Source organism: Mycobacterium sp. NGS54, from assembly GCF_059812465.1.
In genome coordinates this window covers 91,101-115,136 of the sequence record NZ_JCALCS010000010.1, presented here as the reverse complement: position 1 = coordinate 115,136, position 24,036 = coordinate 91,101, and the positions used below count along the sequence as shown (strand labels likewise).

23 protein-coding genes and 1 pseudogene are annotated in these 24,036 nt (G+C 70.2%); 16 read left to right on the top strand and 8 right to left on the bottom strand.

Features of this window, described 5'->3' with window-relative positions:
* Nucleotides 1-123: 123 nt before the first annotated feature.
* Nucleotides 124-1,206 (top strand): anthranilate phosphoribosyltransferase, encoded by a 1,083-nt coding sequence (trpD, locus tag AC5Y5E_RS28575; protein WP_499907069.1) that lies wholly within the window; start codon nucleotides 124-126, stop codon nucleotides 1,204-1,206.
* Here trpD and AC5Y5E_RS28570 read toward each other — a convergent pair.
* A pseudogene (locus tag AC5Y5E_RS28570) lies at nucleotides 1,144-3,018 on the bottom strand (DEDD exonuclease domain-containing protein); the annotation flags it as partial. The gene trpD and the pseudogene AC5Y5E_RS28570 overlap by 63 nt on opposite strands.
* A 132-nt stretch (nucleotides 3,019-3,150) precedes the next feature.
* Between AC5Y5E_RS28570 and AC5Y5E_RS28565 the strand changes: the two are divergent.
* From AC5Y5E_RS28565 to pimB, 4 genes are all read left to right on the top strand, one after another.
* Nucleotides 3,151-3,390 (top strand): hypothetical protein, encoded by a 240-nt coding sequence (locus AC5Y5E_RS28565; RefSeq protein WP_499907067.1) that lies wholly within the window; start codon nucleotides 3,151-3,153, stop codon nucleotides 3,388-3,390.
* A gap of 220 nt (nucleotides 3,391-3,610) precedes the next feature.
* Nucleotides 3,611-4,756, top strand: coding sequence for a peptidoglycan hydrolase RipC (gene ripC, locus AC5Y5E_RS28560; RefSeq protein ID WP_499907065.1), 1,146 nt, complete (start codon nucleotides 3,611-3,613; stop codon nucleotides 4,754-4,756).
* A gap of 46 nt (nucleotides 4,757-4,802) precedes the next feature.
* A complete protein-coding gene (locus AC5Y5E_RS28555; protein ID WP_499907226.1) occupies nucleotides 4,803-5,636 on the top strand; it encodes a hypothetical protein in 834 nt (277 codons plus the stop codon).
* Between the two features lie 10 nt (nucleotides 5,637-5,646).
* Nucleotides 5,647-6,786 (top strand): GDP-mannose-dependent alpha-(1-6)-phosphatidylinositol monomannoside mannosyltransferase, encoded by a 1,140-nt coding sequence (gene pimB / locus AC5Y5E_RS28550; RefSeq protein ID WP_499907063.1) that lies wholly within the window; start codon nucleotides 5,647-5,649, stop codon nucleotides 6,784-6,786.
* Nucleotides 6,787-6,799: 13 nt separating this feature from the next.
* Here pimB and AC5Y5E_RS28545 read toward each other — a convergent pair whose 3' ends face one another.
* A complete protein-coding gene (locus tag AC5Y5E_RS28545) occupies nucleotides 6,800-8,605 on the bottom strand; it encodes an AMP-dependent synthetase/ligase (protein WP_499907061.1) in 1,806 nt (601 codons plus the stop codon).
* 163 nt (nucleotides 8,606-8,768) lie between these two features.
* Here AC5Y5E_RS28545 and AC5Y5E_RS28540 point away from each other — a divergent pair, with 163 nt between their 5' ends.
* The 5 genes from AC5Y5E_RS28540 to AC5Y5E_RS28520 all read left to right on the top strand — a co-directional run bounded on the left by AC5Y5E_RS28540 (nucleotide 8,769) and on the right by AC5Y5E_RS28520 (nucleotide 12,168).
* Nucleotides 8,769-9,158 (top strand): polyketide cyclase / dehydrase and lipid transport, encoded by a 390-nt coding sequence (locus AC5Y5E_RS28540; protein ID WP_499907059.1) that lies wholly within the window; start codon nucleotides 8,769-8,771, stop codon nucleotides 9,156-9,158.
* 102 nt (nucleotides 9,159-9,260) lie between these two features.
* Nucleotides 9,261-9,698, top strand: coding sequence for an SRPBCC family protein (locus AC5Y5E_RS28535; RefSeq protein WP_499907225.1), 438 nt, complete (start codon nucleotides 9,261-9,263; stop codon nucleotides 9,696-9,698).
* On the top strand, nucleotides 9,691-10,950 hold the full coding sequence (locus AC5Y5E_RS28530) for an ArsA family ATPase (protein WP_499907223.1): 1,260 nt from the start codon (nucleotides 9,691-9,693) through the stop codon (nucleotides 10,948-10,950). Before AC5Y5E_RS28535 ends, AC5Y5E_RS28530 begins: the two co-directional genes overlap by 8 nt.
* A complete protein-coding gene (locus AC5Y5E_RS28525) occupies nucleotides 10,947-11,342 on the top strand; it encodes a hypothetical protein (RefSeq protein WP_499907057.1) in 396 nt (131 codons plus the stop codon). Before AC5Y5E_RS28530 ends, AC5Y5E_RS28525 begins: the two co-directional genes overlap by 4 nt.
* Before the next feature lie 85 nt (nucleotides 11,343-11,427).
* Nucleotides 11,428-12,168, top strand: a complete 741-nt coding sequence (locus tag AC5Y5E_RS28520; protein WP_499907055.1) for a lysophospholipid acyltransferase family protein — start codon at nucleotides 11,428-11,430, stop codon at nucleotides 12,166-12,168.
* Here the strand turns inward: AC5Y5E_RS28520 and AC5Y5E_RS28515 are convergent.
* Nucleotides 12,165-13,454: a glycosyltransferase 87 family protein gene (locus tag AC5Y5E_RS28515; protein WP_499907053.1), complete on the bottom strand. Its 1,290-nt coding sequence runs from the start codon at nucleotides 13,452-13,454 to the stop codon at nucleotides 12,165-12,167. The two genes, AC5Y5E_RS28520 and AC5Y5E_RS28515, sit on opposite strands and share 4 nt — an antisense overlap.
* 90 nt (nucleotides 13,455-13,544) lie before the next feature.
* Between AC5Y5E_RS28515 and AC5Y5E_RS28510 the strand changes: the two genes are divergently transcribed.
* The 3 genes from AC5Y5E_RS28510 to AC5Y5E_RS28500 are packed head-to-tail and all read left to right on the top strand — an operon-like array spanning nucleotide 13,545 to nucleotide 16,388.
* On the top strand, nucleotides 13,545-14,429 hold the full coding sequence (locus AC5Y5E_RS28510; RefSeq protein ID WP_499907051.1) for a hypothetical protein: 885 nt from the start codon (nucleotides 13,545-13,547) through the stop codon (nucleotides 14,427-14,429).
* A gap of 23 nt (nucleotides 14,430-14,452) precedes the next feature.
* On the top strand, nucleotides 14,453-14,965 hold the full coding sequence (locus tag AC5Y5E_RS28505) for a polyadenylate-specific 3'-exoribonuclease AS (RefSeq protein WP_499907049.1): 513 nt from the start codon (nucleotides 14,453-14,455) through the stop codon (nucleotides 14,963-14,965).
* 34 nt (nucleotides 14,966-14,999) lie between these two features.
* Nucleotides 15,000-16,388 (top strand): class II 3-deoxy-7-phosphoheptulonate synthase, encoded by a 1,389-nt coding sequence (locus AC5Y5E_RS28500; RefSeq protein ID WP_499907047.1) that lies wholly within the window; start codon nucleotides 15,000-15,002, stop codon nucleotides 16,386-16,388.
* A gap of 10 nt (nucleotides 16,389-16,398) precedes the next feature.
* Here AC5Y5E_RS28500 and AC5Y5E_RS28495 read toward each other — a convergent pair whose 3' ends face one another.
* A complete protein-coding gene (locus AC5Y5E_RS28495) occupies nucleotides 16,399-17,604 on the bottom strand; it encodes a protein kinase domain-containing protein (RefSeq protein ID WP_499907045.1) in 1,206 nt (401 codons plus the stop codon).
* 68 nt (nucleotides 17,605-17,672) lie between these two features.
* On the opposite strand from AC5Y5E_RS28495, the gene AC5Y5E_RS28490 reads away from it, so the two are divergent.
* Entirely contained in the window at nucleotides 17,673-18,077 is a 405-nt protein-coding gene (locus AC5Y5E_RS28490; protein WP_499907043.1) for an Rv2175c family DNA-binding protein, read from the top strand.
* On the opposite strand, the gene AC5Y5E_RS28485 is transcribed toward AC5Y5E_RS28490, so the two are convergent.
* Nucleotides 18,064-19,578, bottom strand: coding sequence for an alpha-(1->6)-mannopyranosyltransferase A (locus AC5Y5E_RS28485; RefSeq protein WP_499907041.1), 1,515 nt, complete (start codon nucleotides 19,576-19,578; stop codon nucleotides 18,064-18,066). The genes AC5Y5E_RS28490 and AC5Y5E_RS28485 overlap by 14 nt on opposite strands.
* A gap of 4 nt (nucleotides 19,579-19,582) precedes the next feature.
* Nucleotides 19,583-20,632, bottom strand: coding sequence for a bifunctional (2E,6E)-farnesyl/geranyl diphosphate synthase (gene idsA2, locus AC5Y5E_RS28480; protein WP_499907039.1), 1,050 nt, complete (start codon nucleotides 20,630-20,632; stop codon nucleotides 19,583-19,585).
* Between the two features lie 186 nt (nucleotides 20,633-20,818).
* Here idsA2 and AC5Y5E_RS28475 point away from each other — a divergent pair, with 186 nt between their 5' ends.
* Nucleotides 20,819-21,703, top strand: coding sequence for a mycobacterial-type methylenetetrahydrofolate reductase (locus AC5Y5E_RS28475; RefSeq protein ID WP_499907037.1), 885 nt, complete (start codon nucleotides 20,819-20,821; stop codon nucleotides 21,701-21,703).
* A 53-nt stretch (nucleotides 21,704-21,756) separates the two neighbouring features.
* Here AC5Y5E_RS28475 and lppM read toward each other — a convergent pair whose 3' ends face one another.
* Both lppM and AC5Y5E_RS28465 read right to left on the bottom strand, forming a co-directional pair.
* On the bottom strand, nucleotides 21,757-22,404 hold the full coding sequence (gene lppM, locus AC5Y5E_RS28470; RefSeq protein ID WP_499881401.1) for a lipoprotein LppM: 648 nt from the start codon (nucleotides 22,402-22,404) through the stop codon (nucleotides 21,757-21,759).
* A gap of 125 nt (nucleotides 22,405-22,529) precedes the next feature.
* On the bottom strand, nucleotides 22,530-23,138 hold the full coding sequence (locus AC5Y5E_RS28465) for a GNAT family N-acetyltransferase (RefSeq protein ID WP_499907036.1): 609 nt from the start codon (nucleotides 23,136-23,138) through the stop codon (nucleotides 22,530-22,532).
* Nucleotides 23,139-23,466: 328 nt separating this feature from the next.
* Here AC5Y5E_RS28465 and AC5Y5E_RS28460 point away from each other — a divergent pair, with 328 nt between their 5' ends.
* On the top strand, nucleotides 23,467-23,868 hold the full coding sequence (locus tag AC5Y5E_RS28460) for an SCO2097 family morphological protein (protein ID WP_499907034.1): 402 nt from the start codon (nucleotides 23,467-23,469) through the stop codon (nucleotides 23,866-23,868).
* The last annotated feature ends 168 nt before the right edge of the window (nucleotides 23,869-24,036 follow it).

The window sequence follows — 24,036 nt, the reverse complement described above, 5'->3', positions numbered from 1 at the left end:
CGCTTTGTAGTTGTCGAACTCTACCCGGGTCGGAAATTCGGCGAATCGGCGTTTCCGGCGCCACCGGCGGCCGGCTCGGAGCAACGGTTGGGGGCCGGGTGATCCTCGTGGGACCATCGGCGCGTGCCCGCGTCATCCGAAGCCGCCGAGACCCCCGGGGGGACCCGGTCGTGGCCCCAGGTCCTCGGGCGCCTGACGGGCGGGCACGACCTGGCGCGGGGCCAGGCCGGCTGGGCCATGGACCAGATCATGTCGGGCGACGCGAGCCCCGCCCAGATCGCCGCCTTCGCGGTGGCGATGACGATGAAGATCCCCACCGCCGCCGAGGTGAGCGAGCTGGCCGACGTCATGCTCAGCCACGCCCGCCCGTTGCCCGCGGCGGGGATCCCCGACGACGCGGTCGACATCGTGGGCACCGGCGGCGACGGCGTCAACACCGTCAACCTGTCCACGATGGCGTCGATCGTGGTGGCCGCCGCGGGCGTGCCGGTCGTCAAGCACGGCAACCGGGCGGCGTCGTCGCTGTCGGGGGGCGCCGACACCCTGGAGGCGCTCGGGGTGCGCATCGACTCAGAACCCGACCAGGTCGCGCGCAGCGTCGCCGAAGTCGGGATCGGCTTCTGCTTCGCGCCGTTGTTTCACCCGTCCTACCGGCACACCTCGGTCGTGCGCCGTGAGATAGGGGTGCCGACGGTGTTCAATCTCCTTGGGCCCCTTACCAATCCGGCCAGGCCGCGGGCGGGTTTGATTGGCTGCGCGTTCGCCGACCTGGCCGAGGTGATGGCCGGAGTGTTCGCGTCGCGCCGGTCCAGCGTGCTGGTGGTGCACGGCGACGACGGGCTCGACGAGCTGACCACCACCACCACGAGCACGATCTGGCGCGTGCAGGCGGGCACGGTGGACCGGCTGACGTTCGATCCGGCCGGCTTCGGGTTCGACCGAGCCGAGCTGGGCGAGCTGGTGGGCGGCGACGCCCAGGCCAACGCCGCCGAGGCGCGCGCGGTGCTGGGCGGGGCCAAGGGCGCGATCCGCGACGCCGTCGTGCTCAACGCCGCCGGGGCGATCGTCGCCCACGCCGGCCTATCCAGCCGCGCCGAATGGTTGCCGGCGTGGGAGGAGGGGCTGCGGCGGGCCTGCGCGGCCATCGACTCCGGGGCGGCCGAACAGCTGCTCGCGCGATGGGTGGGGTTCGGCCAGCAGCTCTGACTCGACCTGCGCCGGGTCCTGTTGCGAGGCCAGGCGCGCCGAGCGGGCCAACGCCGCCCACCCCGACCAGGCGCCGGCGGATCGCAGCGGCGACGCCCATCCGTCGTCCGAGGCGCCCGAGACCCGCACAATGCGCACCCCGGGCGCGGCCAGCCAGCGCGCGATGAGCGCCGTCTCCTCCACCAGCGCGCCGCCGAGTGGGGCCGCCGCTCGCAGGATCGCCTGTGCCCCAGCGTGAATGGCGTCGATCACCGGCATCGGCGGCACCCCGCGTTTGGCGGTGCCGGCCGCCGCGAGCTGGCCGTAGCGAACGACGGCCAGGTGGTAGCCGCCCTGGCCGTCGGGCGCGGCGGCGATCAGCTCGGGCAGCGCGGCCAGCGCCCGCAGCCGCTGACCGCGCCACAGCGTCTCGATCGCGGCGGCGATGCGGTCGCGCAGCCGCGCCGCGCTTTCGAAGTGTCGTTGCTCGGCGAGCGCCGTGACCTGGTGCACCGCGGCGGCCAGCGCGCCGTCGTCGAGCCCGTCGATCAGCGCGGCGACCCGCGCCACCGCCGCGGCGTACTGGGTGGCCGTCGCGCCGCGCTGCGCCGGACAGGGCGACACCTCGACATCCGGACAGGCCGGCCCGTGCAGCGCCGAGCGCGCGAGCCGCGCGGTGCAGGTCCGGGCGCCGGTGAACCGCGCCAGCACGGCCGCGGTGTCGGCGGCGTCGGCGCGGGACCGGAACGGGCCGACGGCGCGGTCGTGGCGCGGCGCGCGCACCGCCGCCAGCCGCGGAAACGCCTCGTCGGTGAGCGCCAGCCACCACCACCGCTGTGGGAACCTCGACCGCCGGTTGTACGGCGGGGCGTGCGCGGCCAGCATCCGCAGCTCTCGCACCCCGGCCTCCAGCGCATGCGCGCATTCGACGTGGTCGACGGCGCTGGCCAGGGCGACCATTTCCTTCATGCGGCCGCGGGGATCGGCGCCGGTGAAGTACTGGCCCACGCGCCGCCGCAGGTCGACGGCGGTCCCGACGTAGAGCACTCCCCAGCTGCGCGGGGGCCCGACACCCGCCGGACCGCGGAACAGGTAGACCCCGGGCCGGTGCGGCAGCCCCTCGGCCAGCACCTTCTTGCGCCGCTGCGCAGGCGTCACGTCGGGCAGGTACGAACGCAGGTCGGCGTAGGTGTGCACGCCCTGGTTGCCGACCCGCTCGATCAGGGCATGCAACACCTCGACGGTGGCGCGGGCGTCGTCGAGGGCGCGGTGCGTCGGCTGGGCGGCGACGGCGAACAGCCGCGCCAGCGCGGCCAGCCGCACGCTGGGGGCTTCCTCGCGACCCAGGACCCGCCGCGCCAGCCGGACCGTGCACAGCACCGGCGGCCGCGGCCAGTCGATGTCGCAGCTGCGCGCGGCGGCCCGCAGGAATCCGACGTCGAACCCGGCGTTGTGCGCGACGAGCACCGCCCCCCGGTCCAGGTCGGCGAACTCCAAAAACATCGGCAGCACGGCGTCGATGGTCGGGGCGTCGCACACCATCGCCGTCGTGATGCCGGTGAGCTGCACGATCTGGGGTGGGATGCTGCGCTGCGGGTCGACGAGGGTGGCGAACTCGCCCAGCACGACGCCGCCACGGACCTTGACCGCCCCGATTTCGGTGATGGCGTCGCACGGCGCGCCGTCGGCGCTCTTGGTGCGCCCTCCGGTGGTCTCGAGGTCCACCACGACGAAAGTGGTCTCGCGCAAGGGGAGTTCCTCAATGGGCGAGACGGGGGAGGCGGCCGGGCCCAAGCCGGCGAAGCTCAGCTGAGTCGCACCGCTCGCACCCATGGCCGCGACGTTAGGCACGTGTACCGACAGCCGCGGGGATCCCACGCCGGGAGCGGCCGATGGATGTCGGTGGTCGCGGTTAGCGTGCGGGCAAGAGCTTTCGCAACGCCAGACCGAGAGGACGGCAACCTGATGGCATACCGCGACGACACGACGCACCCCGACGGTGCGGCGCCGGTGGTGATCGACTGCGACGATTGCGCGGTGCGCGGCCCGGGCTGCCGCGACTGCGTGGTCAGCGTCCTACTCGGGGTCCCCGAGACGTTGTTGCAGGACGAACGGGCCGCGCTCGAAGTCCTCGCGGACGTCGGGCTGGCGCCGCGGCTGCGGCTCGTGCCGATTCATCGCGGCCGGGGAGCCGGTGTAGCCTAATTGCCTTGTGCGCCAAAACCAGTGGACCGTCTTAGGGGATTGCCATCATTCACAGACGAATGACAGAAATCTTTCTGATTTCTTAACGGTCCCGCTTGGACAAACGTCGATATCGTTTCGTAACCTGTTTGAGACCTAAACTAGCTCGACGGCGCCCCGGCAGTGCCGGGCATAAGCCGTCCTAAGGCCGTTTAAGGATGCAATTTTGAGGTTCGCTTGTATGTACCCGCGCGCGCGTGTCATTACACGGTCTGCCCTGGGGACGTTAGCGGGCCTGACCATCTTCGCGGGGGCTTTTGCCACGAATTCCGGCGCCGATCCGGCCGAAGACGCGCTGGCGAAACTCAACCAGCTGTCTCGTCAGGCCGAGCAGACCACCGAGGCGATGCACACCGCACAGCTCGACCTGAACGAGAAGCTCAAGGTCCAGCAGGCGGCGGAGAAGAAACACGCCGATGACCAGGCCGCGGTGGATTCCGCCAAGGCGCGGCTGGCCGCCTTCCAGGGCGCCGTCAACAAGCTGGCCGCCGCCCAGTACATGGGCGGTCGCGTCGACGGCATGGAGGCCATGCTGACCGCGGCATCGCCGCAGGGCCTGATCGACAAGCTGGCCGTGCAGCGGCTGATGGCGACCCAGATGCGCACGCAGATGGCGAATTACCGCATCGCGGGTGAGCAGGCCGCCAAGGCCGAGCAGGCATCCGCCAAGTCCGCCGCCGACGCGAAGAGCGCGGCCGAGCAGGCCGCGGCGGTACGGGCGAGCCTGCAGTCCAAGCAGAGCCAGCTGCAGGTGCAGATCGCGGTCGTCAAGTCGCAGTACGTCTCCCTGACGCCGCAACAGCGCACCGCGCTGGCCGACCCCGGGCAGGCCCCCGCGGCCGCCCCGCCGCCCGGCGCACCGGCCCCGGACGCGTTGCCGCCCGGCGCCCCGCCGCCCGGCGACGGTCCGCCCATCAGCGCGATGATGCCCGGCATGCCCGGAATGCTGCCGCCCGGCGGCCCCGGCGGAGTGGGCGGCGGTGACCGCGCGACCGTCGTGCAGGCGGCGTTGACCCAGGTCGGTTCGTCCTATGTGTGGGGCGGCGCCTCACCCGGCGCGTTCGACTGCTCCGGCCTGGTGATGTGGGCGTTCCAGCAGGCCGGCATCTCGCTGCCGCACTCCAGCCAGGCGCAGGCCCAGGGCGGTCAGCCGGTGGCGCTGTCGGACCTGCAGCCCGGCGACGTGGTGACCTTCTATAACGACGCGTCGCACAGCGGCATCTACGTCGGCGACGGCATGGTGATCCATTCCTCCACCTACGGTGTGCCGGTCCGGGTGGTGCCGATGAATGCCGCGGGTCCGATCCACGACGCGCGTCGCTACTGATCGTTCCGGTTGGCGGCGTCGGCGGCTGCCGATCCTGCTGGCCTGGGTGTTCGCCCTCGAGCTGATCGTGGCCGCGGCCGTGCCCTTCGACGAGGCCGGCGACAGCAAGGCGCGACACGCGCAGCTGGTCACCCCCGCGCGCAGCCAGGCCGGTGCCGCGGCGAAGTCGCTGGTGGTCGGCGATCGCACCGTCCGGTTGGTGGGCCTGGGCGGCCCGGCCGGCGACCGGTTGCTGTCCCGGGTGGCGGCCGACATCGGCGCCGCGATCAAGGCGGTGGAGTCCTTCTGGGGTGTCGACTGGACGCGCGAGATCACGGTGCTCGCCGCCGGCTCCGACGAACAGTTTCGCGCCGCCGCCGGCGGGGGACCGCCCTCGCAGTGGGCCGACATCGCGGCCGTGACGGTCGCCGAGCGCGTCGACCCCGTGCACCGGGTGGCGCTCGGGCAACGGATCGTGTTCGCGCCGGGCGCGGCCAACATGAATGAGTCCGCACTGCGAATTGTCTTGACGCACGAGCTTTTTCACTACGCCGCGCGCCCCTACACCGCGTCGGACGCGCCCCAGTGGCTCACCGAGGGCGTGGCCGATTTCGTGGCCCGGCCGCAGACCCCGGTGCCCGCCGACGCGGTGCCGGTGCCGCTGACGCTGCCGACCGACGGCGATCTGGAAGCGCCGGGGCCGCAGCGCTCGTTGGCGTATGACCGCGCGTGGTGGTTCGCCCGCTTCGTCGCCGACACCTACGGGGCACCCAAGCTGCGCGAGCTCTACCTGGCCAGCTGCGGTGTGGGGCACACCGACGTGCCCACCGCCGCCCACCAGGTCCTCGACATCGACCCCGCCGGGCTGCTGGTGCACTGGCACCAGTGGCTGGCCCGCTAGCCTGACGCAGGTGAGCCGGGTCCTGCTGGTAACCAACGACTTTCCGCCCCGCCCCGGCGGCATCCAGTCCTACCTGGGCGAGTTCGTCGGCCGGCTGGCGGGCGCGGGCTCGCATTCCGTGCTGGTGTACGCGCCGCAATGGAAGGGCGCCGACGCTTTCGACGAGGCGGCCGCGGCGGCCGGATACCGCGTGATGCGCCACCCGGGCACGCTGATGCTGCCCGGCCCGGCGGTGGACGGGCGGATGCGCCGGCTGATCGGCGAGCACGGCATCGACACCGTCTGGTTCGGCGCGGCCGCGCCGCTGGCGTTGCTGGCGCCGCGCGCCCGGCAGGCCGGGGCGACCCGGGTGCTGGCCAGCACGCACGGCCACGAGGTCGGCTGGTCGATGCTTCCGGTCGCGCGGTCGGTGCTGCGCCGCATCGGCGACGGCACCGACGTCGTCACCTTCGTCAGCCGCTACACCCGGTCGCGCTTCGCGTCGGCGTTCGGACCCGAGGCGAGGCTGGAATACCTGCCGCCCGGCGTGGACACCGACCGGTTCCGGCCCGACCCGGCCGCCCGCGCCGAGCTGCGGGCCCGTTACGGGCTGGGCGAGCGGCCGACGGTGCTGTGCCTGTCGCGGCTGGTGCCGCGCAAGGGTCAGGACGCGTTGATCAAGGCGCTGCCGTCGATCCGGCGGCGGGTGGACGGGGCGGCACTGGTCATCGTCGGCGGCGGGCCGTACCTGGACGCGCTGCGCAAGCTGGCCTCCGATTGCGGTGTGTCCGAGCATGTGACGTTCACCGGTGGCGTGCAGGCCGCCGAACTGCCCGCCCACCACGCGCTGGCCGACGTCTTCGCGATGCCATGCCGCACCCGCGGCGCCGGCATGGACGTCGAGGGCTTGGGCATCGTCTTCCTGGAGGCCTCGGCGACGGGCGTGCCCGTCATCGCCGGCCTATCGGGTGGGGCCCCGGAAACCGTGCGGCACAACAAGACCGGGCTGGTGGTCGACGGCCGGTCCGTGGACGAGGTCGCCGGGGCCGTCGCCGAGTTGCTGGGCGATCCCGAGCGGGCCGCCGCGATGGGCGCGGCCGGCCGCGAGTGGGTGATGTCCCAGTGGCGCTGGGACACGCTGGCCGCCCGGCTGGCCGAGCTGCTCGGCTAAGTGTGGCGAGCGGTTAATCCTTCTCGTAGATCGATTCGATGTCGGCGGCGAATTTCTCGGCCACCACGTTGCGCTTGACTTTCATCGTCGGCGTCAGCTCGCCGGTGTCCTCGGTGAAGTCGACCGGCAGGATGCGGAACTTGCGGATCGACTCGGCGTGCGAGACGGCCTGGTTGGCGTTCTTGACGGCGGCGTCGATCTCGGCGAACAGGTCGGGGTCGGTGGCCAGATCGCCGACGGACGCGTCGGCCTGTTTGTGGTTGCGTTCCTTCCAGGGGCCGAAGGCCTCGGGGTCGATGGTGATCAGCGCGCCGATGAACGGCTTGGCGTCGCCGACGACCATGGCCTGGCTGATCAGCGGGTGCGCCCGCAGCTGGTCCTCGAGCACCGCGGGCGCGACGTTCTTGCCGCCGGCGGTGACGATGATCTCCTTCTTGCGGCCGGTGATCTTCAAAAAGCCGTCCTCGTCGAGCGCGCCGAGGTCGCCGGTCTTGAACCAGCCGTCGGTGAAGGCGTCGCGGGTGGCCTGCTCGTTGTGCCAGTAGCCGCTGAACACCACGCCGCCGCGCACCAACAGCTCGCCGTCCTCGGCGATGCGCATGCTGTTGCCGGGCAACAACGTTCCGACGGTCCCGATCTTGACGTGGCCGACCTGGTTGACCGTGATGGCCGAGCTGGTCTCGGTCAGGCCGTAGCCCTCATGGATGGTCAGGCCCACGCCGCGGTAGAAGTGGCCCAGCCGGGCGCCCAGCGGCGCGCCACCCGAGACGGACGCGTGGCAGTCGCCGCCCAGCGCCGCGCGCAGCTTGTGGTAGACCAGCCGGTCGAACAGCGCGTGCCGGGCCCGCAGCAGTAGGCCTGGTCGCCCGCCGTCGGCGTGGGCCTGGCTCCAATCGACCGCGGTTTGCACGGCCATCGCGAAGATCCGGCCGTTGCCGTCGTTGGCCGCGTTCTGCTCGGCGGTGTTGTACACCTTCTCGAACACCCGCGGCACCGACACCACCACGGTCGGCTTGAACACCGCGAGCATCGGCAGCAGGTTCTTGATGTCGCTGGTGAATCCGACCGTCACCTTGTTCGCGCACGCGGACAAGGTCAGCGACCGGGCCAGCACGTGGGCCAGCGGCAGGAAGACCAGCAGCCGCTGCCCCTCGTGCAGCAGGGTCGGCAGGCATTCCTTGGCGCCCCGGCTCTCGTAGAGCAGGTTGGAATGGGTGAGCTGGCAGCCCTTGGGTCGCCCGGTGGTGCCCGAGGTGTAGATCAGGGTGGCCGGGTCGGCGGCGCGCAGCGCCTCGAGTCGGGCGGTCAGCTCGGCCGGCTCCACTTCGGCGCCGGCCTCGGCGAGCTGCTCGAGCGCCTTGGGGCCCGACCCGTCGATGTGCAGCACCCGGCGCAGCTCGGGCAGCTCGGCAGTGAGCTCGGTGACCATCGCGGCGTGCGCGTCGGTCTCGGCGAAGGCCACCACCGCCCCCGAGTCCTGCAGCACCCAGCGCACCTGCTCGGCCGAGGACGTCTCGTAGATCGGCACGGTGACCGCCCCCACCGACAGGATCGCCAGGTCCAGGATCGCCCACTCGTAGCGGGTGGCCGAAAAGATGGACACCCGGTCGCCGGCCTGTACGCCGAGCGAGATCAGGCCCAGCGCCGCGGCGCGCACCTGCTTGGCCGCCTCGGCGCAGGTGACGTCGGTCCAAACCCCGTCGATCTGCCGTTGGTAAATGACGAAGCCGGGGTCGTCGCGCTCGTGCTCGAAGACCATGGCCGCGACGTTTTCGTGGTCGCCGACCGTGAACCGGGCGGGGACGCTGTACTCACGCACTGAAAGACCTCGATTGGATTCGTGATGTTGCCTGCCGGCTTGCTGTGGCCCAGCCTAATCCGCGAATTCGCGCAGCATGGCGGAGGTCTGTCGGGCGGCGGCCGCGGTTGCGGCCCGAGCGCCTGCGTACCGGTGATCCGGATCGGTGTGTGAAGCTATGGCGGTGAACAGCATTCAGATCGCCGACCAGACGTTTGTCGCCGCCGACGGCGCGCGGGTGGGCGCCGCGGTCGCCGACCCGTCGAGCTGGCGCCGGTGGTGGCCGGACCTGCGGCTGCAGGTCGTCGAGGACCGCGCCGAGAAGGGGATCCGGTGGACGGTCACCGGCGCGTTGACCGGCACCATGGAGATCTGGCTGGAGCCGTCGCTGGACGGGGTGGTGCTGCATTACTTCCTGCACGCCGAGCCCAGCGGTGTGGCGGCCTGGCAGCTGGCAAAGTTGAATTTGGCGAAGATGACGCACCGCCGTCGGGTGGCGGGCAAGAAAATGGCGTTCGAGGTCAAACGGACGGCGGAACGGTCGCGTCCGGTCGGCGTTTCTCCGGTAGCTTAACCGGATCAAGGTCGGGCGGTAGGAGTACCGTTTCGCCCCGAAGGCCGGGGTAGTCCTGCGATGGCGGGCCTACTCGCTCGCGGGAGAGAGGGCATCAGCCAGGTGGCGGAGAAGACGACGCAGACCATCCACATCGACGCCGATCCGGGCACGGTCCTGGAGGTGATCGCCGACATCGATTCGTACCCGGAGTGGATCTCGGAATACAAAGAAGCCGAGGTGCAGGAGCGGGGCGCCGACGGCTACCCGAAGACGGTGCGATTCGTGATGGACGCGGGCATCATCAAGGACACCATGGTGATGTCCTATAAGTGGCCCAAGGACCGCCAATCGCTGAGCTGGACCCTGATCTCCAGCTCGCTGCTGCGCTCGCTCGAGGGCTCGTATCGCTTGGCGCCCAAGGGATCCGGCACCGACGTCACCTATGAGCTCTCGGTCGAACTGTCCCTGCCGATGATCGGAATGCTCAAGCGAAAGGCCGAACGGCGGCTGACCGACACCGCCCTGAAGGAACTGAAGAAACGAGTCGAGGCTGAGTGAGTCCAGCGCAACCCCGGCCCGGATCAGCCTGTTCGTAGGGAAGGGCGGGGTAGGAAAGTCCACCCTGGCGGCTGCCACCGCGGTCTGTGACGCGGGCACGGGACAGCGAGTACTGCTGGTGTCGACCGACCAGGCGCACTCGCTGGGCGACGTGCTCGGCGTCCCGGTCCCGCCCAGCGGCCAGGTCGAGCTGGTGCGGGTGCTCGCCGATGACGCGGAGGCGGGCGGTGGGTTCCTTGACGCGCTGGCGCTGGATACCCTGGCGCTGCTGGAGGACCGTTGGCACGACGTGGTCGGCACGTTGGATGGGCGGTTTCCCGATTCCGAGTTGAGCACCATTGCGCCCGAAGAACTTTCGGCGTTGCCGGGCGTCCAGGAGGTGCTGGGCCTCTACGCCGTCGGCGAGCTGGCCGCCTCGGGACGCTGGGATCGCATCGTCGTCGATTGCGCCTCGACGGCGGATGCGTTGCGCATGTTGACCTTGCCGGCCACCTTCGGGCTCTACGTGGAACGCGCTTGGCCACGGCATCGCCGGCTGTCCATCGCCGCCGACGACGCCCGCTCGGGCGCGATGGTGGAGCTGCTGGAGCGCATCAGCGCCAGCGTCGACCGCCTCAGCGAGCTGCTGACCGACTGCGAGCTCGTCACCGCGCATCTGGTGCTGACCCCGGAGCGGGTGGTGGCGGCCGAGGCGGTGCGGACGCTGGGTTCGCTGGCGTTGATGGGGGTGCGGGTCGAGGAGCTGATCGTCAACCAGGTGCTGACCGAGGACGAGTCCTACGAGTACCGCAACCTGCCCGAGCACCCGGCTTTCTATTGGTACGCCGAGCGCATCGCCGAACAACGCGTCGTGCTCGACGAACTCGACGCCACCATCGGTGATGTGGCGCTGGTGCTTACCCCGCACCTGTCCGGCGAGCCGATCGGCCCCAAGGCGCTGGGCGCACTGCTCGACAGCGCCCGCCGGCGCGGCGGGACGGCGCCGCCGGGTCCGCTGCGGCCCGTCGTGGACCTCGAATCGGGATCGGGGCTTGGGTCGATATACCGTATGCGGCTAACGTTGCCCCAACTTGATCCCGGAGGACTTTCGTTGGGCCGAGTCGACGACGACCTGATCATCAGCGCCGGAGGGCTGCGGCGCAGGGTTCGGTTGGCGTCTGTGCTGCGGCGCTGCACGGTGCTCGACGCGCACCTGCGGGGCGGTGAGCTGACTGTTCGTTTTCAACCGGATCCGGAGGTGTGGCCTAAGTGAGTGGGGCTCATTCGGATATCGGTCCGGAGCTGCGCCGGCTCGCCCAGGCGATCCTGGACGGGATCGACCCGGCGGTGCGAACGGCGGCGGCTTTGACGGCCGGCGGCGGCGTCGGGACCGGCAAGTGCCAGCAGGTGTGGTGCCCGGTGTGCGCGCTGGCCGCGTTGGCCACCGGTGAGCAGCACCCGTTGCTCACCGTGATCGCCGACCACAGCATCGCCCTGCTGGAGGTGATCCGCGGCATCGTCAACGACATCGACCGCTCGACCGAACCGCCACCCGACGGGCCGCCCGGCGGCGGTGTCGGCGCCGAGTCCGGCGCCGGGGCTCCCGACGCCGACGGCACCGTGCGGACCCGATACCAGCCCATCCCGGTCACCGTGGAGGAATGACCCGCCCGGTGTGAAGGTGGTCGGTTGCCCCGGGGATCGGTACAGTTGGCCAGAACACTGCGGGTGGCGGGCGAGAGGGAGGGCCATGTGGTACTGGCTATTCAAGTACATCCTGCTTGGCCCGTTGCTGTCCCTGCTTGGCCGGCCGAAAGTTGAAGGGCTGGAATACGTTCCGACGTCCGGCCCGGTGATCCTGGCGAGTAATCACCTCGCCGTGATGGACAGCTTCTTCCTGCCGCTGGTGGTCCGGCGCCGGATCACCTTCCTCGCGAAGTCCGAATATTTCACCGGCACCGGTCTGAAGGGCTGGTTCAGCCGGTGGTTCTTCACCGCCGTCGGGCAGGTGCCGATCGACCGCACCGACGCGGACGCCGCGCAGGCCGCGCTCAACACCGCCGAGCAGGTGCTCAAGCAGGGCAAGCTGCTGGGCATGTACCCCGAGGGCACCCGCTCGCCCGACGGCCGGTTGTACAAGGGCAAGACCGGGCTGGCGCGGCTGGCGCTGCACACCGGTGTCCCGGTGATCCCGGTGGCGATGATCGGCACCAACGTGGTCAACCCGCCGGGCACCACGATGCTGCGGTTCGGGCGCGTCACCGTCCGGTTCGGCAAGCCGATGGACTTCTCCCGGTTCGAGGGAATGGCCGGCAACCGCTTCATCGAGCGGGCCGTCACCGACGAGGTGATCTACGAGCTGATGGGGCTCTCCGGGCAGGAGTACGTCGACATCTATGCCGCCAGCCTCAAGGAACGCGGCGCCGAATCGGAGGGCGCCGACCCGACGGATGAGGCCGCCGCGCGGATTCCCGAGACGGCCGTCGGCTAGCTCGAAGCAGCGACCGGCGTCGGAGTGGCCCTGGCCGGCGCGGACCGGCTCGTTCGGGCCGAGATCGTCAGCCCCGCCGCGACGATGACCGCCAAGGCCCACCACACGTAGGACGCGCCGACGAGCTGGCGCCACCAGTTGGCGGTGGTCTCGTGGTGCTTGGGCAGCAGGTCGATCGGCGTCCACGTCCACCTCATCAGCGCCACCCCGACGGCGCTGAGCACGCCCAGCGCGATGTTGCGGCGCCGCCACGCCAGCACCCCGGTCACGAGCAGCGTCGGCAGCGCCCAGACCCAGTGGTGTGACCAGGACACCGGGGAGACCACCAAACCGAACAGCGCGACGCAGATCACCGCCATGATCGGCTCGCCGGCCCGCAGCGCCCGCCGCATCGCCCAGATCGTCACCGCCAGCACCAGCAGGCATGCGGCGACCCACAGCGGGAACCGCGCGTGCTCGTCGAGCCCCAACCGGGCCAGGGTGCCCGCGATGTTCTGGTCGGTGTTCAGCGCGGCCTCACCGATCCGGTCGGTGTGGTGGACGGTGCGGGTCCAGTACTCCCACGAATCGCTCCACGCCAGCGCGAAGCCCAGCAGGGTCATCGCCGCGAACGACGCCGTGGCCGTCAGCGCCGCGCGGTTGTCCCGGCGCAGCAGGAAGTAGAGCAGGAAAACCGCCGGGGTGAGCTTCAGCGCGATCCCCAGGCCCAGCAGCAGGCCGCGTGGCCACGGCGTGCGGCGCGGCACGCAGTCGGCGATCACCAGCGTCATCAGCACGACGTTGATCTGGCCGAAGGCGAAGTTGGAAACGATCGGCTCCAGCCAGTTCGCCGCGGCGGCGGTGATGAGCACCGCCAACCACAGCCGGCGCAGCCACGCCGGGCCGCCCAGCGCGGCCGACGTGTCCCACACGTCGAGGCCGGTCAGCAGGATCGTCGTCGAGACGATCAGCAGCACCAGGGTCAACGCCGTGATCGCCACGCTCGCGGCCGGCATGTGCAGCCAGGAGAACGGGCAGAACACGATGGCCGCCAGCGGCGGATAGGTGAACGGCAGGTTCAGCCCGATGGGTGTGTGGAACTTCACGTCGCCGCGGTAGAGGGGATGGTTGTCCAGCCAGGCCTGGCCGCCCATCTGATAGATGTCGATGTCGATGCGGTACGGGGTGTGCCCGAACTGGCCCGAGGCCACGTGATACATCGCCGCGGCCGCGACCAGCCAAAGCAGGCACCACAGCGCCACCCGCCCGGGTTTACTGCCCACGCCGGGCGCCCGCCATCTACTCATGTCGCATAACAGCGTAATCGGTAGCGGCACCGGCGACGTGTCGCAGCGCGGCTCCCGCGCTGCCCGGAAATGCAGGCGTACGTTTCTAGCGTGCTGCACTGGTTCGTGTTCGGGGTGGCCCACTGGTTCGCGCACGACATCATCGACCGCGGCCGGCTGCCGCTGCTGTGCTGCCTGGTCGCCTTCATCCTGACCTTCTTCGTCACGCGAACGTGCGTGCGGCTTATCCGCCACCGCGCCCAAACCGGGCGTCCGGCCCGGTGGTGGCAACCGCGCAACGTCCACATCGGGGAGGTGCACATCCACCATGTGGCGTTCGGGGTGGTCCTGGTGATGCTCTCCGGGTTGATGCTGGTGACCCTGTCCATCAGTGGGCAGGAACCCGAGTTCACCTTGGCGGCAAGCCTTTTCGGGATCGGGTCCGCGCTGGTCCTCGACGAGTACGCGTTGATCCTGCACCTGTCGGACGTGTACTGGGAAGAGGACGGCCGCACCTCGGTGGACGCGGTGTTCGCCGCGGTGGCGGTGGCCGGGCTGTTGATGATGGGCCTGCACCCGCTGATGTTCTTCCTGCCGTTCTGGCACGGCGCCGACGCGGTGGCGCTGCGCGCCGGGGTGGCCGGTGAGCTGGTGTTCACGCTGCCACTGGCCGTGGTGGTGCTGCTCAAGGGCAAGGTGTGGACCGGATTGCTGGGCATGTTCATCGTCGTGCTGCTGGTCATCGGCGCGATCCGGCTGTCGCGCCCGCACGCCCCATGGGCCCGCTGGCGCTACACCACCCAGCCCGACAAGATGCGACGCGCGCTGCAGCGGGAACGTAGGCTGCGCCGCCCGGTCGTGCGGGTCAAGCTGTGGGTGCAGTGCGCGATCGCGGGCACCCCGCGCCTGCCCGACGAGCGCCTGATCGACGCCCAGCTCGACCATGACGTGCACGCGGCGCCGCCGCCGACGGGGCCCATCCTGATCAGCCGATAGTGGCGTTCCCCTAGGCTTTTCAGGTGCGGTACTTCTATGACACGGAATTCATCGAGGACGGCCGCACCATCGAGCTGATCTCGATCGGGGTGGTCGCCGAGGACGGCCGCGAGTATTACGCCGTGTCCACCGAATTCGATCCCGAGCGCGCCGGTAGCTGGGTGCGCGCCAACGTGCTGCCCAAGCTGCCGCCGCCGTCGTCGCAGCTGTGGCGCTCGCGCAAGCAGATCCGCCTGGACCTGGAGGAGTTTTTCGGGGTGGGCGGCTCCGAACCGATCGAGCTGTGGGCCTGGGTGGGGGCCTACGACCACGTGGCGCTGTGCCAGTTGTGGGGCGCGATGCCGGCGCTTCCCCAGGCGATACCCCGTTTCACCAGGGAAGTTCGGCAGTTGTGGGAGGAGCGCGGATCTCCGCGGATGCCGCCGCGGCCGCGCGACGCCCACGACGCCCTGGTCGACGCCCGCGATCAGCTCCGCCGATACCGGCTGATCACCGCCGCCGAGGGTGCGGGGGGCGTTCGCCCTGATCAGGCGTGACCGAACGGTGCCGCGCCCCGGTTACCATGGACCGATGAACTGGACCGTCGACATACCGATCGACCAGCTGCCGCCGCTGCCGCCGCTCTCGACCGAGCTGCGGGCGCGACTGGACGCCGCGCTGGCCAAGCCGGCCGCCCAGCAGCCCAGCTGGGACGCCGAACAGGCCGCCGCGATGCGCACGGTCCTCGAGAGCGTGCCGCCGGTGACCGTGCCGTCGGAGATCGTGCGGCTGCAGGATCAGCTGGCGCAGGTCGCCCGGGGCGAGGCATTCCTGCTGCAGGGCGGCGACTGCGCGGAGACGTTCGTCGACAACACCGAACCCCACATCCGCGGCAACATCCGGACCCTGCTGCAGATGGCCGTGGTGCTGACCTACGGCGCCAGCATGCCGGTGGTCAAGGTGGCCCGCATCGCCGGCCAGTACGCCAAGCCCCGCTCGGCCGACCTCGACGCGCTGGGCCTGCGTTCCTACCGCGGCGACATGATCAACGGCTTCGCCCCCGACGCCGCGGCCCGCGAGCACGACCCGTCGCGGCTGGTGCGCGCCTACGCCAACGCCAGCGCCGCGATGAACCTGGTGCGGGCCCTGACCTCCTCGGGCCTGGCGTCGCTGCACCTGGTGCACGACTGGAACCGGGAATTCGTGCGGACCTCGCCGGCCGGCGCGCGGTACGAGGCGTTGGCCAGCGAGATCGACCGGGGTTTGAAGTTCATGAGCGCCTGCGGGGTGGCCGACCGCAACCTGCAAACCGCCGAAATCTACGCCAGCCACGAGGCTTTGGTGCTCGACTACGAGCGGGCGATGCTGCGCCTGTCCGACGTCGAGGGCGGCGAGCCGCAGCTGTACGACCTGTCGGCGCACTATGTGTGGATCGGCGAGCGGACCCGCCAGCTCGACGGCGCGCACATCGCGTTCGCGGAGGTGATCGCCAACCCGATCGGCGTGAAGATCGGCCCGACGATGACCCCCGAGCTGGCCGTCGAATACGTCGAGCGCCTCGACCCGCACAACAAGCCGGGACGGCTGACACTGGTGAGCAGGCTGGGCAACAACAAGGTGCGCGACCTGCTGCCGCCGATCGTCGAGAAGGTGCAGGCCACCGGGCACCAGGTGATCTGGCAGTGCGACCCGATGCACGGCAACACCCACGAGTCGTCCAACGGCTACAAGACGCGGCACTTCGATCGCATCGTCGACGAGGTGCAGGGGTTCTTCGAGGTGCACCGCGCGCTGGGCACGCATCCCGGCGGCATCCACGTCGAGATCACCGGCGAGAACGTCACCGAGTGTTTGGGTGGGGCGCAAGACATTTCGGACACCGACCTGGGAGGTCGCTACGAGACGGCCTGCGACCCGCGGCTGAATACCCAGCAGTCGCTGGAGCTGGCGTTCCTGGTCGCCGAGATGCTGCGCGACTGAGTAAAGGGGCTCAGAGCAGGCCGCTGAGATTGCTTCCGAGAGTCCAGGCCACGGTGGCGACCAGCCCCGTGAGCGCCAGCACGACGGCCACCCACACCAGCACCATCCGCCGCGCGTGCTGGCGGGCCCAGACGAATTCGCTCATCGCGATGCCGGCGAATTCGCCTGCGACGGGCTGGTATTCGCTTACACGGTCGTCGGTTTCGCGGGGGAGCTGCCGGGTGGGATTGCGAACCGGTGCCGCGGCCGGCGCCGGTGGGCGCGATTGCGGGGCGGCGGGCTGGCGCTGGCTCATCCGGCTGTGGTGCAGCGCCGCCGATCGGTGTTGGGCGGAGTTGCGCGGCGCGGGCACTCGGAAGTCCGGCAGCGCGAGTTCTCCGGCGATCGCCGCGAGGTCGGCGCCCATCTCGATCGCGTCGGCGTAGCGGTCGGCGGGGTCGCGCGCGCTCGCCCGCGCCACCAATTCGTCGAATTGCGGTGGCACACCGTCGATCGCGGCGCTGGGCGGCGGCACGTCGGCGTCCAGGCGGCGGTAGGCGATCGACAATGCCGAGTCGCCGGTGAATGGCGTGCTCCCGGTCAGCAGCTCATAGGTGAGGATCCCGGCCGAGTAGACATCGCTGCGCGGGCCGGCGTTGCCGTCGCGCACCTGCTCGGGCGACAGGTAGGCGGCGGTGCCGAGAATGACGCTGGTGGAGGTGATTCCGGCGGCGGCGACGGCGCGGACCAGCCCGAAATCGGCGATCTTGACGTCGCCGTCGTCGGAGATCAGGACGTTCTCGGGCTTGACGTCGCGATGCACCAGCCCCGCCCGGTGCGCGGCGGCCAGCCCGCCCAACACCGGGCGAAGCACCGCCGCGACGGCGTGGGGCGGCATCGGACCGCGCTCGGCCAGCAGCTCGCGCAGCGTTCCGCCCTCGATGAGCTCCATCACCAAAAACGGATGCCGGGCATCCATGCCCTGGTCATAGACCGCGACCAGGCCGGGATTTTTCAGGCGGGCGACGGTGCGCGCCTCGAGCTGGAAGCGGGTCAGGAATTGGTCGTCGCCGGCATAGCGGGTGTCCATCACCTTCACCGCGACCGGGCGGTCGAGCCGGACGTCGATGCCGCGATAAACCGTCGAGGTGCCGCCGCTGGCGATCCGGGACTCCACGCGGTAGCGGCCGTCCAGCAACGTCCCCTCCAGCGGGTCGCGCGTCCCAGGTCCGGTCACGGGGCCATCGTAGGTGCGGGACGCGAAAACGTAGGCCCGAGGCGCTAAGCAGGGCCTACACTGGCGCCGTGAGCAGTGTTCCGGCCGGCGACGACGTCCTGGATCCCGACGAGCCGACCTACGATCTGCCGGGGGTGGCCGCAATACTCGGCGTGTCGGTGAGCAAGGTGCAGCAGCAGCTGCGGGAGGGTCACCTGGTCGCGGTCAAGCGCGGCGGCGGCGTGGTGGTGCCCCAGGTGTTCTTCACCAACTCCGGCGAGGTGGTCAAGAGCCTGCCGGGGCTGTTGACGATCCTGCACGACGGTGGCTATCACGAGACGGAGATCGTGCGCTGGCTGTTCACCCCGGACCCGTCGCTGACGATCACGCGCGACGGCACCCGCGACGCGATCGCCAACGCCCGCCCCGTCGACGCATTGCATTGCCACCAGGCGCGGGAAGTGGTGCGGCGCGCGCAGGCTATGGCGTACTGACGGATTCGGGCGCCCGGTACAGCGCGTACCAGGCGGCCAGCGCGCAGGCGGTGGCCAGCGAGAAGTGCAGCCACGAGTACATGCCGTGCGATCCGTCGGGTTTGAAGATCACCATGACCCAGGTCGACAGGCCGGCGATGGCCGCGACCGCCCGCCGCGACTGGGTCAGCGGGGCCGCCACCGCCAGCGGCCAGGAGTAGTACCAGGGCAGCGCGGCCGGGACGAACAGCACCACGATCAGCATCGACCACGCGATCCCGGTCAGCGCGGCGCGGTCGTCGCGCCGGAATCGCCACCACAACAGCGGCAATGACACGGCGATGATCGCGATGCCGACGAACCGGGTGACGCGCAGGATGGCGTAGAAGCCGACCGTGAAAAAGCCGCTGCCCAGCGCGTGGATCAGGTTGGCGACCGCGGTCGGCACGGTCAGCCAGTTGATGATCTTCACCGACCCGGCCAACGCGGTCAGCCACCCCAGCCCGACACCGGCCGCCGCCGACAGGATCGCGAACACCACCGCGAAGACCGCCAGTGAGGTCGCGGTGGCCGCCAAAAACGCCGGGACCGCCCGGTATCCCCGCCGGTCGCGCAGGTGGCGCATCCACACCCATACCAGGAACGGCAACGAGATTCCGGCGGTGGCCTTGACCGCGATCGCCGCCGTGATCAGCACGACGCCCAGGACGTGGCGGCCCTGGAAGGTGAGCGCGATCCCGGCGGCCATCAGGCCCACCATCAGCATCTCGTTGTGTACGCCGCCCATCAGGTGGATGAGCACGAGCGGGTTGAGAACGCAGATCCACAGCGCCAGTGCGCCGTTGGTGCCCAGATGATGGGCGAGCCGGGGAGTGGCCCAGATCAGCAGCGCCAACCCCGGCAGCATGCACAGCCGCAGCAGCATCGTGCCGGCGATCACGTGGTTGCCCACCACGATCGTGACCAGCTTGGCGATCAGGATGAACGCCGGCCCGTAGGGCGCCGTGGTGATGGTCCAGATCGGACTCACGTTGTCCAGCAAGGTGTTTGGATTGGCGACCGGGCCGACGGCGTAGGGGTCGAAGCCGTCGCGCAGCAGCGCGCCCTGCGCCAGGTAGGAATAGGTGTCGCGGCTGAAGACGGGCACGGACAACAGCAGTGGCGCGAGCCAGAAGGCGGTGGTCGCCCGCATGGTGAATTCGGTGGCGTTCCCGGCCAGCGCGCGGCGGCCCAGCATCACCCACGCGATCAGCATGAGGCCCACGCCCGCCCACAACACGATCGACGACAGCACCAGACCGTGGCCGAAGCGCAGCCAGGACAGGTGCAACGCTTCCAGCAGGGGGTCGTGCGGTTTGGTGCTGCCGGCGCCCAGCCCGCCCAGGGTGATCAGCACGGAGCCCAGGAATCCGAGCTTCGCCGGTCGCGCGTCGGGGGTGGCGGCGAACGCGACGAGCCGTGAAAGATATTGCGCCACCGATCCTTTGGTCGTCTCGGCGGCGGTGCTCGTGGGACTTGTCATCGGACTAGGCGGACCGATTCGTGGCCATCCTGGCGAGCTCGGCCAGCCCCGCCTTGGCCGCCGCATTGATGGGTGCCGCCGCGAGCGTGCCGAGGGCGCGTTCGGTCAACGCCGCGATGCGTCGCTCCGCCGCGGCCAGCGCGCCCACCGACTCGATGACGTCGCGCAACTCGGCGACCTGCGCGTTGGTCAGCTGCGCACCGATCGAGCCGCGTAACCGGTTGGCCGCCAAGGGGTCTGACTTGTCCGCCAGCTCCACCGCCTCGGCCAGCAGCACGGTCCGCTTGCCGGACCTCAGGTCGTCGCCGGACGGCTTGCCCGTCACCGCAGGGTCGCCGAACACGCCCAGCACGTCGTCGCGCAGCTGAAACGCCACACCCAGGTCGGTCCCGAATTCCTTGAAGGCGGCCTGCACGTCGGGCCGGTCGGCGGCGGCCGCCACGCCCAACTGCAGCGGCCGCGCCACGGTGTAGCAGGCGGTCTTGAAGGTGTCGACGTTCATCGCCGACGCGATCGACTCGGCCGCGCTGTTCTCGGCGACGATGTCGAGGTATTGCCCGCCGAGCACCTCGGTGCGGATGTCGGCCCACACGTGCTGGACGCGGCCCCGGGCGTCGGGCGGCAATCCCGCCCCGAAGACGATGTCGTCGGCCCAGGCCAGTGCCAGGTCGCCGAGCAGGATGGCCGCCGACGTCCCGAACCGCTCCGGCGAGCCGCGCCAGCCCCGGTCGCGGTGCAGCGCCGCGAAGCGGACGTGCGCGGTCGGCTTGCCGCGGCGGGTTGAGGAGTCGTCGATCACGTCGTCGTGCACCAGCGCGCAGGCGTGCAGCAGTTCGAGCGCGGAAAACAGCAGCAACACTTCGGGTTCGGGCTCGCCGGTGGCCACCGACCGCCAGCCCCAGTAGGCGAAGGCGGGCCGCAGCCGTTTACCGCCGTTGAGCACGAAGTCCTCCAGGGCGGCGACCAGGACGTCGTAGTCGGCGCCGATGTAGGCCGTCCGGTCGCGCCGGTCGCGCAGGTATCGCCGAAGTTGCTCGGTGATCGCGCCGGTCAACTCGACGGATGCCGCTGCCTCCGAAGCTTTCAGGCTCAGCGCGGCGCCCCTTTCTGCTCGTCAATCCCTGGGCCGACAGTGTATGTCGCTTCCGGGCCCCCGTTGCTTCGACTGCCTCACTATTGCGCCCCTATGCTGGCGATCTGGGAAACAAGTCGTCTGATGGATCCGACCGATAGGAGCCGCGTGACCCTCAACACCATCGCGCTCGAGTTGGTGCCCCCCAACGTCGAAGACGGCAAGGAGCGGGCGCTCGAAGACGCGCGAAAAGTGGTGCGGTACTCGCGCGAGTTCGGCCTCGAGGGCCGGATCCGGCACGTGATGATCCCCGGGATGATCGCGGAGGACGACGATCGGCCCGTGGCCATGAAGCCGAAATTCGACGTGCTGGACTTCTGGTCGATCATCAAGCCCGAATTGCCCGGCTTCCAGGGCCTGTGCACCCAGGTGACCGCGTTCATGGACGAGGTGTCGCTGCGCGGCCGGCTGACCGACCTGTGCGCCGCCGGGATGGAGGGCGTCGTCTTCGTCGGCGTCCCGCGCACCATGAACGACGGCGAGGGTTCCGGCGTCGCACCGACCGACGCCCTGTCGATCTATCGCGACGTGGTGACCAACCGCGGCGTGATCGTGATCCCCACCCGCGAAGGGGAGCAGGGCCGGCTGAACTTCAAGTGCAACCAGGGCGCGACGTACGGGATGACGCAGCTGCTGTATTCCGACGCGATCGTGGGCTTTCTGACCGACTTCGCCAAGAACACCGATCACCGGCCCGAGATCCTGCTGTCCTTCGGGTTCGTGCCGAAGGTGGAGAGCCGCGTCGGCCTGATCAACTGGCTGATTCAGGACCCCGGCAACGCCGCCGTGGCCGGCGAGCAGGAGTTCGTCCGACGGTTGGCCGGCAGCGAACCGGAGCAGAAGCGCCGGCTGATGGTCGACCTGTACAAGCGCGTGATCGACGGCGTGGCCGGGCTCGGCTTCCCGCTGAGCATCCATTTCGAGGCGACCTACGGGGTTTCCGGGCCCGCGTTCCAGACCTTTGCGGAGATGCTGGACTACTGGTCGCCCTAGGCTGCCTTCGGGCGACCCGCTTCGCCCGGCGAAACGCCGCGCTCGCGATCGCCCTAGCTGGGCGGCTGGTCGCGCGGCGCGGTGAGCCGCGGCGAACGGTCGCGGCTCATCCAGGCCAGCAGCGCCACCACGCCGGCCGCCGCGAAGGACGCGATGCCCAGCCAGACGCCCGCGCCGGTGAAGTTACGGGTGTTCGGATCGGTGTAGCGGGCGTTGGCGCTCATGGTGGTCACCACGCCCGGTTTGAGCTTCCACGACACCACGTCCGGCTCGACGCGGTCGCCGTTAGTGGAGGTCACGACGCCGGGAAACGCGACCGTCAACTCGACGTCGGCGTCGTTGTCGGTCACCGATGTCAGGTCCGCCCGGCCCTCGAGGATCACCAGGTTGCCGTTGCGGCGCAGCGACAGGCTCACCCCCTGGGCGTCGGAGTTCATGTTCGCCAGCTGCGGCAACTCGGCGAAGGTCAGGTCGGAGAACACCGCCTGCGAACCCACGTAGCCGTCGCTGTCGTAGTTCGACACCGCCACTTTCTGGCCGAACGGCAGGTTGTTGGTGTCGAGCTGCGGGCCGGTGTCCTTCGGCGTCTTTGGTTTGGCCGCCGCGATGATCTCCCCGGACACCAGGTCGTCGGGCGAGACGGTGAGCGACGCCCGGACCCGCAGGCACCCGCTTGCCAGGGGCACGATCAGCAGCAGCATCGCGATGGCCAGGACGCGGCGCCGGCGGGGCGTGAAGCCCCGGGGCCGGACCGGGGCGGGACTGGCGTGCACGAGGTCATCGTGCCAGATCCGGCGCCCCGGGTGCGCCGCCCCGGGCGGTGTCGCTACAGCGGAAGGGAGCGGCCCAGGATCGCGAACGCGCGTGGGTCCCCGGCGAAGTGATAGCCGCGGATGACGTCGGTGAAGCCCAGTCGCCGGTACAACCGCCACGCGCGGTTGGGCTCTCCGTTGATTTCCGGCGTGGAGAGCAGGACGTTCTTCTCTGGGCGCCCGGCGAGCAGCCGGCGGGCCAACGCCTCGCCGAGGCCGCGGCCCTGCGCACGGGGGTGGATGTGCAGTTCGGTCAGCTCGAAGTAGCTGTTCATCAGCTGGGCGATCTCCTGGGGCGGCGAGCCGCCGCGTTGCAAGCCCAGGACCACCTGCTGCTGCCACCACTGCCCGGGCGCCCCGGGATAGCCGTAGGCCACGCCGAGCAGCGGCGCGTCGCTCAGTTCTGCGGCCGACGGGGCCTGGGCGCCGGGGTCCCCGGGCGCCTCGGCCTCGACGGCGGCCACCCCCTGCCAGCCGTGCCGACGGATGTGTTCGAGCCACATGGCGGCGCGCTGGTTCTCGGTACCCCGCGGGTATCGCATCGCTTCGACGTACACCCCGAGCGCGTCAGACAGGCGGCGCTCCATATCGTTCGGCGGCAGATCGATGAGGAATATCGCCAACTCGCGGTGTCCTCCTCATCGGGTGGCTTCAGGTGTGGCTCCGGCCCCGTGCGGCTGTCGCCATTATCCGACCCCCGCGGCTCCGCGCGCCCGGCGGTCGCGGGTAGGAGCCTGCCATGACGGGGCGAAGCGCGCCCCATCGGCAAGCGGGTTGCGGCGCACCGTCGTTGCCGGGTGTGCGGGCGCGGGAGCGCGCCCGGGATAGAATCGCTGCCGAACCAGTGGTAAGGCGCAGATTGACCTCGTATCATTTGTGGTAGTTGCCCTTACACCGGGCATCCGCGTGCTATCGATAGTTACGTGTCAAACTGTCGGCAAGGAGGGACGAATGCCACTCTCCGATCATGAACAGCGGATGCTCGATCAGATCGAGAGCGCCCTCTACGCGGAGGATCCCAAGTTCGCGTCGAGCGTCCGCGGCGGAGGGTTGCGCGCACCGACCGCGCGGCGGCGCCTGCAGGGCGCGGCGTTGTTCGTCGTTGGCCTGGCGATGTTGGTGTCCGGGGTGGCGTTCAAAGCCACGATGATCGGAAGTTTCCCGATCCTGAGCGTCTTTGGCTTCATCGTGATGTTCGGCGGCGTGGTCTACGCGATCACCGGCCCGCGGCTGGCGGGCAGGTCCGATCGTTCCGGATCCGCGCCCGGATCGGCGCGCCAGCGGCGCAACAAGGGCGGCGGCTCGTTCACCAGTCGCATGGAGGATCGCTTCCGCCGGCGCTTCGACGAGTAGCGGAGACGACGAGGAGTCACCAGGGGTAGCCATCACGGCTACCTCTTTTTTGCGCCCGGGCGAGTGGGTACGCCGGGTGGAGTTCATTTCGACTCCCAATCGAGCCCAAACCGAGCCTTCCCGCGCCCGAGCTGCCCCACCGGGCCCCACCGAGACGCCCCACTGCGC

Excerpts from the sequence above, each read along its gene's own strand:
- AC5Y5E_RS28565 (WP_499907067.1), top strand. The coding sequence starts at position 3,151 with ATGGCATACCGCGACGACACGACGCACCCCGACGGTGCGGCGCCGGTG.
- ripC (WP_499907065.1), top strand. The coding sequence starts at position 3,611 with ATGTACCCGCGCGCGCGTGTCATTACACGGTCTGCCCTGGGGACGTTA.
- AC5Y5E_RS28520 (WP_499907055.1), top strand. The coding sequence starts at position 11,428 with ATGTGGTACTGGCTATTCAAGTACATCCTGCTTGGCCCGTTGCTGTCC.
- AC5Y5E_RS28515 (WP_499907053.1), bottom strand. The coding sequence starts at position 13,454 with ATGAGTAGATGGCGGGCGCCCGGCGTGGGCAGTAAACCCGGGCGGGTG.
- AC5Y5E_RS28500 (WP_499907047.1), top strand. The coding sequence starts at position 15,000 with ATGAACTGGACCGTCGACATACCGATCGACCAGCTGCCGCCGCTGCCG.
- AC5Y5E_RS28485 (WP_499907041.1), bottom strand. The coding sequence starts at position 19,578 with ATGACAAGTCCCACGAGCACCGCCGCCGAGACGACCAAAGGATCGGTG.
- lppM (WP_499881401.1), bottom strand. The coding sequence starts at position 22,404 with ATGCTGCTGCTGATCGTGCCCCTGGCAAGCGGGTGCCTGCGGGTCCGG.
- AC5Y5E_RS28460 (WP_499907034.1), top strand. The coding sequence starts at position 23,467 with ATGCCACTCTCCGATCATGAACAGCGGATGCTCGATCAGATCGAGAGC.